The sequence below is a fragment of the Megasphaera sp. An286 genome (assembly GCF_002163455.1).
In the GTDB taxonomy this organism is placed as follows: domain Bacteria; phylum Bacillota; class Negativicutes; order Veillonellales; family Megasphaeraceae; genus Megasphaera; species Megasphaera stantonii.
Genome location: NZ_NFIY01000031.1, coordinates 1 through 13,437 on the forward strand (window position 1 = coordinate 1; position 13,437 = coordinate 13,437).

Below are 13,437 nucleotides of genomic sequence, written 5' to 3' on the forward strand. Positions count from 1 at the left end.
ATGCCCAGCTGTCCGTCGGTACGTCGACAAACGGGTTAGCTGCGAATGCACACGTTGCGCTTACTGCCATCGTTGCTGCCAATGCTGCTAATACTTTTGCTTTCATTGTTAAATGACCTCTTTTCCAAAATATAAAACGATAATTTACGTTACAGTCGAGCCATATATCGTTCGTTTTAAGGGGTCATTGGCGAGTTGTCCTAGTTTCCTCTCTTTTACTGCCTTAAAACTCAACAGATATGCGCTCTATTTAGCTGCACCTACGCCTAAAGCGTACTTCAGCTTTGCCTATATTGTAACGCAAAATTTACTTTTTGTCAAAATCCTGTAAACTTTTATTCATTTTCCACTGACAATAATATACTAGCAGCACATTTTTTTGATATAGCGCATTAGTCCTCATAGTGCCCCCGACAGACAATAATCCAAAGACTGCCTTTTTCATCTATGTTATATATGAGACGATTTTTCATATCAATCCGCCTACTCCATACAGGCCGATATTTCAATGGTTCCGTTTTTCCAATTCCATAAGCCACTCCATTTCGCTCAATATCTTTAATCAAGTCGTTAATGCGCTTCAAAGTTTTCTTATCTTGCATCTGCCAATATAAATAATCATCCCAAGCTCTGTCCGACCACAACTTATTCATCGTCCACCTCGATTAATTCATGCTGCTGTCCTTTTCCTTGGGAAAGCTGTTCAATACCACGATCAATCATACCTAAATATTCTGCGTTACGAACGGCTCGCATCAACTCATTATATTTTTCCAAACTCATCAACACGACGTTTTTTTCTTCTTTCCTGGTCACGATAATCGTTTCGCCATGATCAGTCGCTTTGTCACAATAGTCTTTCAATTTTCCTCGAATCGTAGAATAATTTACAGCCAACATCGCAATCCCTCCTTGTACTATTTGTTGTACAATATTATGTACATTTTAACAAGAATGCTCGTAAATAAAAAGACAATGAAAATTACTTGGGCTAAAAACATCCGATTGACTTACTCTATTTTTCAGCTATATAGCTATAATAAATATGAAAAACGAGGCATTATACCAGCTAACGGTATAGTCCCCATATGTAGCCACAAAAGAGTAACCGTTTTTAGCTTGGGGAAAACTAAAAACGGTTACTTTTTGATGCGTCTTTTAACAATCCTACTAGAACGATTAACAACAATAACGTTACGTTTGTTTCGTTCATAGGCATCACCCTCAATCTTTACTGGGGGCAAGTTCACCGTCTGCCGTTATGCGATATAATGCCTCTTATGGCCTATTGCACAAAAAACATGTACTATAATTGTCAAGAATATATAGATTAAAATTTAGTTAAAAATGAAATGCCGCTAGCTTCGCCTACAGACAATGCGAATCCGTCTATGATATACTAAACGCGTTGCTTGTACTTCCTGAAACTTCTGCAACAGGAAGAAGGGGCGGCATGCTTGGATAGGAAAGGATAAGCAACCAGACTGGCCGTCAGCGTTCGGCATATAATAAACGTTAAAACCCCTCCATAGGTACCAGCTATGGAGGGGTTTGTGCGTCATGGCAACTCGCGATTTCATTATTGCCTGTCTTTAGTATAACAGGAAATTCAGAAAAGGCAAGACTAAAACAGATATTCTCGGGCTATTTATCTTATTTAACTGAAGTTTCATACAAAAGAAGACCGCCCGTAGTTGAGCGGTCTCCGTGTATCGTGTATATAGATTCAATGGAATTAGAATGCAAATACAAATTCTGCGCGGGTTTGTTCTTCCGGATCTGTCATATCTCCGTCTTTAGCTTCTGTAGCAAAGGACTGCATAACGCTGAATTTTGCGTTTTTAGCAAAGATGTAGTCCACGCCGGCGCCCCAAGAGGTGATATTGTCCATCTGGTCTGCAAATCTCCACGAATCAGTCGATCCATCGAGCCATACACCAGATTCTGCATCAATATATTCAACCCAAATATCCCAGGATTTGGGAGCCGACATATTGGCCTTGCCATACGTCAGTCTGCCAACCCATAAATCAGCACTATCGTCATTTGTAACATCGTCTTTCTTTGTAAGGCTGACATTTTCATAGTTAGCTAAGAAATTCCATTTGGAACCGAAGTTTATGCTGGCATAGGCGCCCCAAAGATCATCGCCGTCGAAAGAATCATTATCGACAGAACCGCCGCCTACAGTAAAGTCATTGTAGTATACACCGGCAGCCGAGCCGTTGCCGAAGAAGCCTTCGATTTCTGCATAGCCAGTCTTTACGCCGTCCATTATTGCATTGTCGTCCTTATCAAACGTTCCCGACATATCTTTCATTTTAAATTTACCATAACCGGCTGTTACAGCAAATTTATCGCCGCGGAACTGCATTTCGGCACGGTCGAACACATCGCCGTAGATATAGCCGTATGCGCGAGGGCCGCCGATTTTATATTTATCTGTCCGGCCGAGGCTAAGGCCAAAGGATTTCGTATTGTAGTCCACTTTAATGTCATCAGCAAAAATATTGGTATCGCTGGCTGCGCCATTGTCGCCAAAGCTCTGGCTGTCCGTGCTGAGACCTAAGGTTGCAGTCATGCGGTCATTGATCTGCGCCTTGCCGCGGAGACGAATACGGTAGTCCCAAGACTTATCATTTTCTGTTCCTTTGTGCCCTTCCACAGCATTTTGATAACGATACCGGAGACGAGCGTCGCCGGTAAATTTGATATTGCCGACTTTGTTTTCGAGATTCGATACGCGGACGCCGAGGTTGTTCAATTCGTCAGCGTATTCGTCAGCCAATTTGTTGATAAGAGCCCGCTGTTCAACTGTTGCGCGGTCCATGTGAGCCATGGCTTTGGCTACCATTTCAGCAGCTTCGTAACGGGTAATGTTGCGCTGGCCCTGGAAATACTGGCCATCGACGCCTTGAATGATGCCGGCATCAGCTAATTCTACTACGGATTTGTAGGCCCAGCTGTCTGTCGGTACGTCGACGAAGGGATTGGCCGCAAAGGCGCAGGTCGCGCCTACGGCCATCAGAGCTGCTACAGATGCTAATACTTTGGATTTCATTTGAAAAACCTCTTTTCTTAAAGTTAAGTACTCTTCCTATCTCGTTACATGCGAGCGTCTTTAGGAGAAAAGAAAAGGGTTCATTGGCGAGTCGTCCTGGTTTCCTCTCTTTTACTGCCTTTTCTTGTCTTTCTATTCCGCTCTTTTACAAAGAGACGCCTGCCCAGGATTCATTCCCGGCACCGCTCTTTTCGTAATCTAGTATAACGAAAGTCTGCTAGTACGTCAAAACGGCTATAAATCGCTTATCCATGCGGTTTATAGCCGTTTTTTTACATACTTGTTACGAAGTTTTTTCCGTTTCTTTTCCTATATTTTACGTAAAATACAACAGGTATGTTTGTCTCTTAGAAGAAGAAGTTTACCTCTACATCTGTAAATTCATCGGGGTCTGGTTCGCCATTCTTGCCATTCGTACCAAAGGTTTGTCCTACTGTCAACACTACGTTTTTGCCTACGGCATAATCAAATCCGACGCCCCACGAGGTAACGCCCTTGAGAACACTGTCGTCGCGCCAGGAGTTCGTCGCCCCGCCAATAAGTGCTCCTTTTTCCGCGTCGATATATTCTAACCAGGCATCCCAAGAGCCTTTCTGTTCTTCGCTGACCGATCCATAGGTAACCTTTCCAATCCAGACCTTCGGATCGCTGACGCTGTCGCCCGAGGCATCACGGCTGATGCTTTCGTAGTTTGCTAAAAGATTCCATTTCGAACCGATATTTACACTGGCATATGCACCCCAAAGGTCGTCAACGTCAAAGTAATCGGCAGCTGTCCGATCGCCGCCGGCCGTGGAAAACTGGTTATAGTATACACCGACAGACGAGCCATTGCCGAAAAAGCCTTCGATTTCACCGTAACCGGTCTTCACGCCGTCCAGCGTCACGCCGTCTTCGTTTTCGCCGCCGGCAATATCGCCTTCTTTAAATTTACCATAGCCAGCCGTTACGGCAAAGGAATCGTTCTGGTATTTCAATTCGGCCCGGTCAAATACGTCGCCGTATTGGTAGCCATAGGCGTTCTCGCCGCCGAGGACGTACGTATCAGTACGACCCAAGCTCAAATTCCAGTTCGGGCTGCCGAAATTGTAATCGATTTTGATGTCATCGGCAAATACGTCGGCATTTTCACTGGCCGCGCCGTTGCCGCCAAAGCTTACGTCACCTGTACTGATGCCCACTGTCGCCGTCGTACGGTCATTGACCTGGGCTACGCCGCGGAGGCGAATACGGTAATCCCAGGCATCATCATTTTTCAAGCCGGCATCACTGCTGTGCTGGAAGCGAACGCGGGCGTCGCCGCTGAATTTAATATTGCCGACGCGGTTTTCTAGATTCGACACGCGGACGCCGAGGTTGTTCAGCTCGTCGGCATATTCATCGGCAAGCTTGTTGATAAGGGCCCGCTGTTCCACCGACGCCTTATCCATATGAGCCATCGCTTTAGCTACCATTTCCGCCGCTTCATAACGGGTAATGCTGCGCTGGCCCTGGAAGTACTGGCCGTCGACGCCCTGAATGACGCCGGCGTCAGCTAATTCTACGACCGATTTGTAGGCCCAGCTATCTGTCGGTACGTCAACAAAGGGATTGGCCGCAAAGGCGCAAGTCGCGCTAACTGCCATAACGGCCGCTAAGGATGCAAATACTTTTGATTTCATGATGAATTACCCCTTCCAAATGAAATATGTTTTCTTTTTTTTACATTTGTCAGATGGGTATCGTTCTCAGCAATTTCAGTGACGAGTGCGCCTAGTTTCCTCTCTTTTACTCTTGTGAAAACGATAGACTCCGGCAATATGCAAGGCATGTATGCATTTTCATTACCTTGGTGACAACCAAATTATACAAGAATAATTCTCATAAGTCAATAGACATTGATTCATTTTATCATTTATATTGTTCGCATGCAAAAAAGACCAGCCCGCACACGTCAGGCTGGTCTTACGTCTCTATGCAACTATGATGGGTCTATTACAACGGCTGATGTACCGTCGGTTTGAATCGCGTAGACATGGGGTTCGTTTCCGGCGTCAGGTTCTTCATCTTACCCAGCTGATCGGACTTATCGCTGAAGTAGGTATGAAGGGCCCATTCGGCCATTTCCGACAACGGTTCGTCAAGGAAAAGCTTGTACAATTCTTCGATTTCCGGATTCTGCCAGCTGGCTTTGATATCCGTTTCTTCATCCGATTTATACAGCGAGGCAATACGGGCTTCATTGACTTTTTTCACCTGAGGCAGTTTGACCTTAGGCTGTCCGCCGCCGCCGATGCAGCCGCCGGGGCAGGCCATGACTTCGATAAAGGAATAGTTTTCGAAATCGTTGTTCTTGATGAGATCGTCTATAAACGCACGGGCATTAGCCAAGCCGCTGATAGAGGCGACGTGAAGGACGAAGTGGCCAAAAGCGACGCTGGCTTTTTTAACGCCTTCCTGGCCGCGGACTTCTTCAAAGGGAATGAAATCCTTCGGAGCCGGACGGCCTGTAAACAGGTGGTACGCCGTGCGGATAGCTGCTTCCATAACGCCGCCGGAGTTGCCGAAAATCTTGCCGCCGCCGGACGATTCGCCGAAAGCGGTGTCGAACTTGCTGTCTTCCAAGGCAGCGAAGTCGATATTTTCTTCTTTAATCCAGTTCGCCAATTCACGCGTCGTAATACAGATATCGGTGTCGCGCATTTCCGGGACATCCCAGAAAATGGATGAGCTGTTGAATTCGGGACGAAGAATTTCCGCTTTTTTCGCCGTGCAGGGCGTAACGCAGACGTTGACGATCTTGCTCGGATCAATATCTTTCTTTTGCGCAAAGAAGGTCTTGATGACCGGGCTCAAAATACTGATAGGACTTTTCGTCGAGGATAAATGCGGAAGGAGATCGGGATAGAAAATTTCAGCGAATTCCACCCAAGCTGGGCAGCAGCTCGTAAACTGCGGGATAGGGATTTCTTCGGACTGGAGGCGGTGGAGCAGCTCCGTCGCTTCTTCCATAATCGTCAGGTCAGCGCCGAAGTCCGTATCGAATACGTAATCGCCGCCAAGAGCCCGCAGGGCCGCGACCATCTTGCCTTCGACGAAGGTTCCCGGCTCCATGCCGAAGGATTCGCCAAGGCCGACGCGGACAGCCGGAGCCGTTTGGAAAATGACGATTTTATCGGGATTCTGAATTGCTGCTTTTACTTTTTCTACGTCGTTTACTTCCGTAATAGCGTCAAAGGGACAAGCCGAAGCGCACTGACCGCAATGGACGCAAATCGGCATATCGCCCGTACTTGCCAAACTGTAATAGTCCATGATGCTCTGCGTGTTGGCGCAGGCTCGGCGGCACAATGTGCAATTTTTACACTTAGTTTCGTCAAATTGAACGGCGCAGTTGTGTTCATCTATGGGAACGCGCCGCTGAAGTTCTTTGAATCTGGAACGGAATACAGACATCTTCTTCTCCTTTTTGTAAAAAATATTTACATGCAAACTATGTAATCATTTATCACAAACTTTTTTCGTTACCTATAGAATAACATAAACAGAGAATTGATTTCCATTGCTTTGCCGTATTTTATTTACTGATTTTTACATGAATTTTATGCTGATTTTGCATAATTAAGAATGAATGCTCAAACTATCGCAGATACGAAAAATACCATGTCATCCCTGCCTATATGTTTATATTTTTACTCTGCTTTCAAGTCTTCCAGCTCGCACCATCGTTCCGTCAGCTCGTCGACCTTCCGCTGCGTCTCCTGCTGCTCTTTTAAGAGCGATTCAACCTGTTCGTAATCGCTCCCGGCCGCTGCGATGGCCGCATTGATGCCTTTTAGTAATCCTTCATACTGCGGCAATTCCTCCAAAATACGCCGGAGCTCTTCCTCCTGCCGGGCCGTCAAGCCAACTTTGCGGGCAGCCGGAGCCGGTTCGCCCTTTGACTGCGCCGCAGCCGTCGTTTTTTTCACCTCTTCTTTCTCATCGCGGACGGCAAGGGTTTCGGCCAGATAGTCGCTGTAATCGCCGTAATATCGTTTCCACGTCCCGTTTTCGATGATGAACAGCTTATCGGCTACGCGGTCCAGAAAATAGCGGTCGTGGGATACGACGAGGACGACGCCCTGATAGGTGTCAAGATAGCGTTCCAGCACCGTAAGGGTCGGTATGTCCAAATCATTGGTCGGTTCGTCCAGAAGGAGGACGTTGGGCTGCTCCATGAGCAGGCGCAGCAAATAAAGGCGCCGACGCTCGCCGCCGCTGAGTTTATAAATATAGGTATACTGCATCTCGTCGGAAAAGAGAAACTGCTCCAGCAGGCGCGTCGCCGATATGCGCTGGCCAAACTGGTTGGTCACGAAATGGCCGCGCTCCTGGATGTAGTCGATAACCCGCATGGATTCGTCGAACTCCGGCAGCTGCTGCGTAAAGAAGCCGAAGCGGACGGTCTGGCCGATAGTCAGCGTTCCCGCCGTAGGCTGCAGCTCGCCGGACAGCACTTTCAGCATCGTCGATTTCCCTACGCCGTTTTCGCCGATAATGCCGATGCGGTCGTGCTTGACAACGTGATACGTCACGCCGCTGAACAACGCCTCCTGCCCCGGATAGGCAAAAGCCACGCCGTCAACATCTAATATAGTCTTTCCGAGCCGTACGGACGTATCGAAGATTTCTACGTTTTCCACAGGCTTGCCGTCTTCAATGGCGCAGAGCTGCTCGTATCGGTCGCGGCGGGCCTTCTGCTTCGTCGAGCGGGCCTGAGCGCCCCGGCGGATCCAGGCCGTCTCGCGCCGTATGAGGTTGCGCCGCTTCTCTGCCGACGCTTCTTCCTGTTCCAGCCGGGCCTGCCGTAGTTCCAAATAGGCCGCATAGTTTCCTTCATACGTATACACATGGCCCCTGTCGAGTTCAATCATGGAATCGACAACCGTATCGAGAAAATACCGGTCATGCGTACTGACAATAAGCGCCGCCTTGCTGTCCCTGAGGTATTCCTCCAGCCACACAATCGTCTTGTCATCCAAATGGTTCGTCGGTTCGTCCATGATGAGAAGATCGCAGGGCATGATCAAGGCCCGGGCCAGCCCCAGCCGCTTGCGCTGCCCTCCCGACAGCTCGTCGACGCGCTGCGTCAGGTCGTCGATACCCAGTTTCTGCAAAATGACCTTGGCGTGCTGCTCCAGCTCCCAGGCATGGCTCGCATCCATTTCTTCGGTCAGCTTGACGACGCCCTCGTCGTCGCCGCGCTGGACCGCTTCTTCATAGCGGCGCAGGAGCTGCATGACCGGCAGGTCGCCGTCCAGCACGCTTTCCAGCACCGTGCGGCCCGGCAGAAACTGCGGTTCCTGCGGCAGGAAATGAATGCGGGCCTTCTGATTTTTCCAGATATCCCCGCTGTCAGCTTCGGCCAGGCCGGCGATAATTTTCAGCAGCGTCGTCTTGCCGGCGCCGTTTAAGCCGATAAGGCCCAATTTCTGCCCGCCGTCGACGGCAAAGGTCACGTCGTCGAAGAGGACGCGCAGGCCGTATGATTTTTTTACTTTGTCTAACGTCAGTATATTCATAAGTGTCTCCCATTTCTCTGTATGCAGGTATTGACATGCGTTCCGCCGGACTGCGGCCTCCGCATGGGCAAATTCTTCAAAAATGTACTTAGATTCTATTATTATAAATACATTTAATAATTTTTTCCACTTTATCACGATAAAACCCTTGCCTGCCGGGCAAAAGTACAGTACAATGAAACCATTATTTTATTTATATACAGAATGCTATTACAAGACAATCGCTCGAGCAGGTCTGCCGATACGTCCGTTCGGCCTGTTTGAGCAGGGGGAGGAATTATTTCATGCTAGAATCTAATGTGTCCGTAATTACGGCATTTGCTATTTACCTGCTGGCAATGCTGCTCATTGGCGTATATTACTCGCGCTCCCAGCGGCACCTGAGCGACTACATCCTCGGCGGCCGCAGCCTCGGTCCGTGGATTACGTCCATGAGCGCCGAAGCGTCCGACATGAGCGGCTGGATGCTCATGGGCGTTCCGGGCCTGGCCTACTCTACAGGTGTATCCGCGTCGTGGATCGCCATCGGCATCGCCATCGGCACCTATTTAAACTGGCATTATATTTCACAGCGCCTGCGCAATTACACGGAAATCGCCAACAACAGCCTGACTATGCCGGACTACTTAAAAAACCGCTTCCACGACGACCAGAACCTGATCCGCATCATTTCGGCCGTATTTATCCTCATCTTCTTCCTGATTTATACGTCGTCGGGCTTCGTATCCGGCGGGAAGCTGTTTGAAACGGTCTTCGGCATGGATTATTTCTCGGCCCTGCTCCTCAGCGCCGGCGTCGTCGTCGTATACACCTTTCTGGGCGGTTTTATGGCTGTCTGCTGGACTGACTTCATCCAGGGCTGCATGATGTTCCTGGCCATCGTCCTCGTGCCCCTCGTCGGCATGATCGTCGTCGGCGGCCCCGTCGAAACGATGACCCGCATCGCTGCCGATGCGCCGCAGCTGCTGGATATGGTGCCCGACTCGAGCACGGCAGGCATTATCGGCATCATTTCATCCCTGGCCTGGGGCGTAGGCTACTTCGGCCAGCCTCACATCCTCGTCCGCTTCATGGCTATCGGCAACCCCGATGAATTGAAGAAATCGAAGCACATCGCTATGACCTGGGTCGTCATTTCCCTGGCCGCGGCCGTTCTCGTCGGCCTCGTCGGCAAGGTCGTTCTGATCGACCCGCTGACCGGCGCCGATACGGAAAAGGTCTTCCTGGTCATGAGCCAGATGCTCTTCTCGCCCTTCGTCACCGGCTTGATTTTATCGGCCGTACTGGCGGCTATCATGAGTACGGCGTCGTCTCAGCTTCTCGTCACGGCGTCGGCCATTTCCAAAGACTTCTACCATACCTTTATCCGTAAGAACGCCAGCGACAAGGAATTGATCCTCGTCAGCCGCATCACCGTTCTCGTCGTCTCGGCCCTGGCCATCATCCTGGCCCTGAATCCAAACAGCTATATCCTTACCATGGTCGCCTATGCCTGGGCAGGCTTCGGCGCAGCCTTCGGCCCGACGATTCTCCTGTCCCTGTACTGGCGGCGCATGACGAAAAACGGCGCTCTGGCCGGCATCATCGTCGGCGGCCTGACCGTCCTCATTTGGAAGCAATTCGGCTGGCTGGGACTGTACGAAATCGTACCGGGATTCATTTTCTCCCTCATCGCCATCTACGTCGTCAGCAAGATGGACAAGGAACCAAGCCCGGAAATGCTCAAAGAATTTGACGAAGCCATTCATTTTAAACAAAAAATCACCATCTTAAAAGGTGATGAACGATAAGATTCTGCAAAACGTTGCCCTCTCGCCTGACGGCAACGTTTTGATATATCTTCAAATCAGACTATTATGTACAACTATGCGCAGGAGGAGGGCATACAATGGACTGGGAACTCTTATTTAAACCGCATATACTGCATCGCGGAGCAGAGTATTACCGCGATGCCGCCGTCGAGGATCTCAAAATTACAGACACGCAAATAACAGCTGTCGTCTTGGGAACGGAAGACTATAACGTTGAAATCGATATAAAAGACGGGATCATTGAGGCGATGTCCTGCACCTGCCCTTACGCGGCTGACGACAATAACTGCAAGCACATGGCCGCCGTCTTGTTCGCCTGTCAGGAAACAGAGGACCTCACATTGTCAGCAAAGCCCGATGAACCGGAATGGGGAAGCGAAGAGGAAGAAGATGATGTCTTAGACGACTGGAAAACCGACGTTCTGCCTGATTTCCCCGGAATGACCTGCAAGCCGGACAAGGAAACCATCCTCGCTGAACTTATACACAACGCCGACGACTTGACGGTCCGCGCCTTTTTATACTCCATCTTAGAAAAAGATCCGGCCCTGCAGAACCGGTTCCGCATGCTCACGCAAAACGTCATGACCAAGGGCCTGCTGAAAGAATGGAGACGGGAAATCGACCGCATTTTCGCCGACGCCGGCTGGGATGACTATATAGATTATGAACAGGCCAGTTATTTTACAGGAGAGCTGTACTCTTTTTTATCGTCCCTGGACCAGCGTATATCCGCTGCTACGGCAGACGGTATTTTCAAAACGGTAGATTATACCCTGTCGCAGCTGCAAGCTACGGATATGGACGACTCCGACGGCGGGCTGTGGTGCTTGTTCGATTTCTGCTATCAAATCATCGGCAAGCTGCTTCCCTACTGCACGGCAGAAAACCAGCTCCGCATCTTCGACTGGGCAGCCCGGCAGCTCGATTACACCCATAAGGACGGCCTATGGTATGAGCTGGCCCAGGACTGTGCCATGCAGTTTATCCTGCAGCAGTTCCCCGGCCCGGACTTTTTAGACAAAAAGCTGGCCTTGACCGATAAGGAAGTACAAAAAGCTGCCCGGCAGACAGATTTTGAAAACGTCATCTTGCCGCAAAAAATAAAAACCCATGTCCTTCTGATGGAGCAAAAAGGCTGTCCTGCCGAGGAACAAGCAGCTTATATTGCCCAATACAAACAGTACGGCAGCGTCTGCTTGCTGCTGAGTGAATTTTACGAATGGCAGCAAGACGACGCCAATGCGATTTCCGTCTTGGAGCAAGCCTACGCCGCCGACAGCACGCCGTCGTACATCGCCCGCGAATGCTGCGAAAAACTCAAGGAGTTATACAAAAAGACAGGAAATCAGGAACGCTACCTCCAAATGCTGTGGGATTTAGCCCTGACTATCCACGTCGCCAACATCGATTTGTACAGGGAATTAAAAAGTCAGTATAAGCCGGAGGAATGGCGGGAACAACGGGAAAAAATCCTGACCAGCTGGGGAACCAATCCCTACGCCGGCCAACTATACGCCGAAGAAAAGCTCTACGACCGCCTCCTTTGCCACGTCCAAAAGCATTGCCGCCTGTCGGAAGTACAGCAATACGAATCCATCCTCAAAGAGAATTTTCCCGACGAGCTCCTTCAGCTTTACGAACACATCGTCACAGAGATTGCCGTCCAAGGCCTTGGCCGTCCGAGCTACGTCAAAATCGTACGGATTCTGCGCAAGATGAAACGCCTTCCCGGCGGGCCGCCCTTCGTACAGGCCCTCGTCAGTCAATGGCGGCAGCAGTACAAGCGGCGCCGGGCCATGATGGAAGAGCTGGATAAGCTGACCTGAGACGGCCCGCATAGTTGACGAAGAAGGCCTTCGTCTGCTAGTATCAATACAGAAAGGAGCCTGTCATGGATTTATCACTGCAATTAGGTCAAAAAATAAAAAGCTACCGCCTGGCCCGCGGCCTGACGATAAAGGAACTGGCTGAAGCGTCGCAAATCACGTCGTCCATGCTCAGCCAGATAGAGCGAGGGCAAGCGTCGCCGTCGCTGAATACGATTCGCCTCTTGTCCATCGCCTTGGACGAGCCGCTATACCGATTCTTTTTGGACAGCCCCGACATCCAAAGCGACGTCGTCCGCAAGGAAAACCGCCGTCAGCTCATCGACCAAGGCATTCATTACGAAGTCCTGACGCCGGACATGAACGGCACCATCGAAATGATGCAGCTTACCTTGCCGCCTAAGGCCAAGAGCTGCCAGGAACCGCTGGCCCATAAGGGAGAAGAAGTCGCTCTCGTCCAGGCCGGCACCGTCGAGCTGACCCTGAATTTCGAAACCTGCGTCCTCTATGCCGGCGACAGCGTGCGCATCAAAAGCGAAACGAAGCATACCTGGCAAAACGTAGGCGAAGAACCAGCCGTCGTCATCTTCGCCGTTTCTCCGCCGTCATTTTAACCTCATATACGACAACAACGCCGTACATCACACATCGGATGTACGGCGTTCATTTTTTGAATATTTTTTGCCCGTTAACGCTATTTCAACATTTTAAATTGCTTGTAATACCAAGCGGCAAATCCGCCCTGCAGCATATAGGCCAGAAGCTCGGCCAGTTCTTCTATATTGCCGTCCAAGTGGGAGTGGAAAAGCAGGCCTTTATCGCCGCATGCCGCCAAAATAGCGGATAAAACTAAAATGACAAATCCCAGCTTGGGAAAGGGCAACTCATGAAAAAGCTTCTTCCATGGCACCAGCCAAATCAGCGATACTAATAGAGCCGCCGTATAAATGGATATGCCGCCATGAATGTATTGATGTCCCGGGATGGCATTCATCGCAATGAAGGTCGGGCCATGCTGATCCATTCCTGTCTGAAAGAAAATTCTGCCCCAGCTCATTTCCCGTCCCAGCAGCAACAGAAAATATCGGTAAATTGCAAGTTGAATTTGAACAACCATAATCAGGAAACACACTCACTAGCATAAACTTCATCGAGGAATGCATCAAATAGCTCTGACGGCGTATGGTAGCCCA

Annotated in this window: 10 protein-coding genes; 3 read left to right on the forward strand and 7 right to left on the reverse strand. The window is 49.7% G+C overall.

Features of this window, described 5'->3' with window-relative positions; genetic code table 11:
* Nucleotides 1–392 precede the first annotated feature (392 nt).
* The 6 genes from B5F80_RS10675 to B5F80_RS10700 form a co-directional block, all read right to left on the reverse strand.
* Nucleotides 393–653, reverse strand: a complete 261-nt coding sequence (locus tag B5F80_RS10675; protein WP_087478806.1) for a Txe/YoeB family addiction module toxin — start codon at nt 651–653, stop codon at nt 393–395.
* On the reverse strand, nt 646–900 hold the full coding sequence (locus tag B5F80_RS10680; RefSeq protein ID WP_087478807.1) for a type II toxin-antitoxin system prevent-host-death family antitoxin: 255 nt from the start codon (nt 898–900) through the stop codon (nt 646–648). The genes B5F80_RS10675 and B5F80_RS10680 overlap by 8 nt, the downstream gene beginning before the upstream one ends.
* Nucleotides 901–1,735: 835 nt before the next feature.
* Nucleotides 1,736–3,061, reverse strand: coding sequence for an S-layer homology domain-containing protein (locus tag B5F80_RS10685; RefSeq protein ID WP_087478808.1), 1,326 nt, complete (start codon nt 3,059–3,061; stop codon nt 1,736–1,738).
* 347 nt (nt 3,062–3,408) lie between these two features.
* Nucleotides 3,409–4,722, reverse strand: a complete 1,314-nt coding sequence (locus tag B5F80_RS10690; protein ID WP_087478809.1) for an S-layer homology domain-containing protein — start codon at nt 4,720–4,722, stop codon at nt 3,409–3,411.
* 313 nt (nt 4,723–5,035) lie between these two features.
* Entirely contained in the window at nt 5,036–6,496 is a 1,461-nt protein-coding gene (locus B5F80_RS10695) for a [FeFe] hydrogenase, group A (protein WP_087478810.1), read from the reverse strand.
* 236 nt (nt 6,497–6,732) lie between these two features.
* Nucleotides 6,733–8,604 (reverse strand): ABC-F family ATP-binding cassette domain-containing protein, encoded by a 1,872-nt coding sequence (locus B5F80_RS10700; RefSeq protein WP_087478811.1) that lies wholly within the window; start codon nt 8,602–8,604, stop codon nt 6,733–6,735.
* Between the two features lie 284 nt (nt 8,605–8,888).
* On the opposite strand from B5F80_RS10700, the gene putP reads away from it, so the two are divergent.
* From putP to B5F80_RS10715, 3 genes are all read left to right on the forward strand, one after another.
* Complete coding sequence (gene putP / locus B5F80_RS10705) at nt 8,889–10,394, forward strand: sodium/proline symporter PutP (RefSeq protein WP_087478812.1); 1,506 nt, start codon at nt 8,889–8,891, stop codon at nt 10,392–10,394.
* Between the two features lie 98 nt (nt 10,395–10,492).
* Nucleotides 10,493–12,244, forward strand: coding sequence for an SWIM zinc finger family protein (locus B5F80_RS10710; RefSeq protein WP_087478813.1), 1,752 nt, complete (start codon nt 10,493–10,495; stop codon nt 12,242–12,244).
* Nucleotides 12,245–12,309: 65 nt separating this feature from the next.
* Complete coding sequence (locus tag B5F80_RS10715; RefSeq protein ID WP_087478814.1) at nt 12,310–12,858, forward strand: cupin domain-containing protein; 549 nt, start codon at nt 12,310–12,312, stop codon at nt 12,856–12,858.
* Between the two features lie 80 nt (nt 12,859–12,938).
* On the opposite strand, the gene B5F80_RS10720 is transcribed toward B5F80_RS10715, so the two are convergent.
* Complete coding sequence (locus B5F80_RS10720; protein WP_087478815.1) at nt 12,939–13,361, reverse strand: hypothetical protein; 423 nt, start codon at nt 13,359–13,361, stop codon at nt 12,939–12,941.
* Nucleotides 13,362–13,437 lie beyond the last annotated feature (76 nt).

Coding starts and splice junctions, on each gene's coding strand:
- B5F80_RS10685 (WP_087478808.1), bottom strand. CDS start 3,061: ATGAAATCCAAAGTATTAGCATCTGTAGCAGCTCTGATGGCCGTAGGC.
- B5F80_RS10675 (WP_087478806.1), bottom strand. CDS start 653: ATGAATAAGTTGTGGTCGGACAGAGCTTGGGATGATTATTTATATTGG.
- B5F80_RS10695 (WP_087478810.1), bottom strand. CDS start 6,496: ATGTCTGTATTCCGTTCCAGATTCAAAGAACTTCAGCGGCGCGTTCCC.
- B5F80_RS10710 (WP_087478813.1), top strand. CDS start 10,493: ATGGACTGGGAACTCTTATTTAAACCGCATATACTGCATCGCGGAGCA.
- B5F80_RS10715 (WP_087478814.1), top strand. CDS start 12,310: ATGGATTTATCACTGCAATTAGGTCAAAAAATAAAAAGCTACCGCCTG.
- B5F80_RS10680 (WP_087478807.1), bottom strand. CDS start 900: ATGTTGGCTGTAAATTATTCTACGATTCGAGGAAAATTGAAAGACTAT.
- putP (WP_087478812.1), top strand. CDS start 8,889: ATGCTAGAATCTAATGTGTCCGTAATTACGGCATTTGCTATTTACCTG.
- B5F80_RS10690 (WP_087478809.1), bottom strand. CDS start 4,722: ATGAAATCAAAAGTATTTGCATCCTTAGCGGCCGTTATGGCAGTTAGC.
- B5F80_RS10720 (WP_087478815.1), bottom strand. CDS start 13,361: ATGGTTGTTCAAATTCAACTTGCAATTTACCGATATTTTCTGTTGCTG.
- B5F80_RS10700 (WP_087478811.1), bottom strand. CDS start 8,604: ATGAATATACTGACGTTAGACAAAGTAAAAAAATCATACGGCCTGCGC.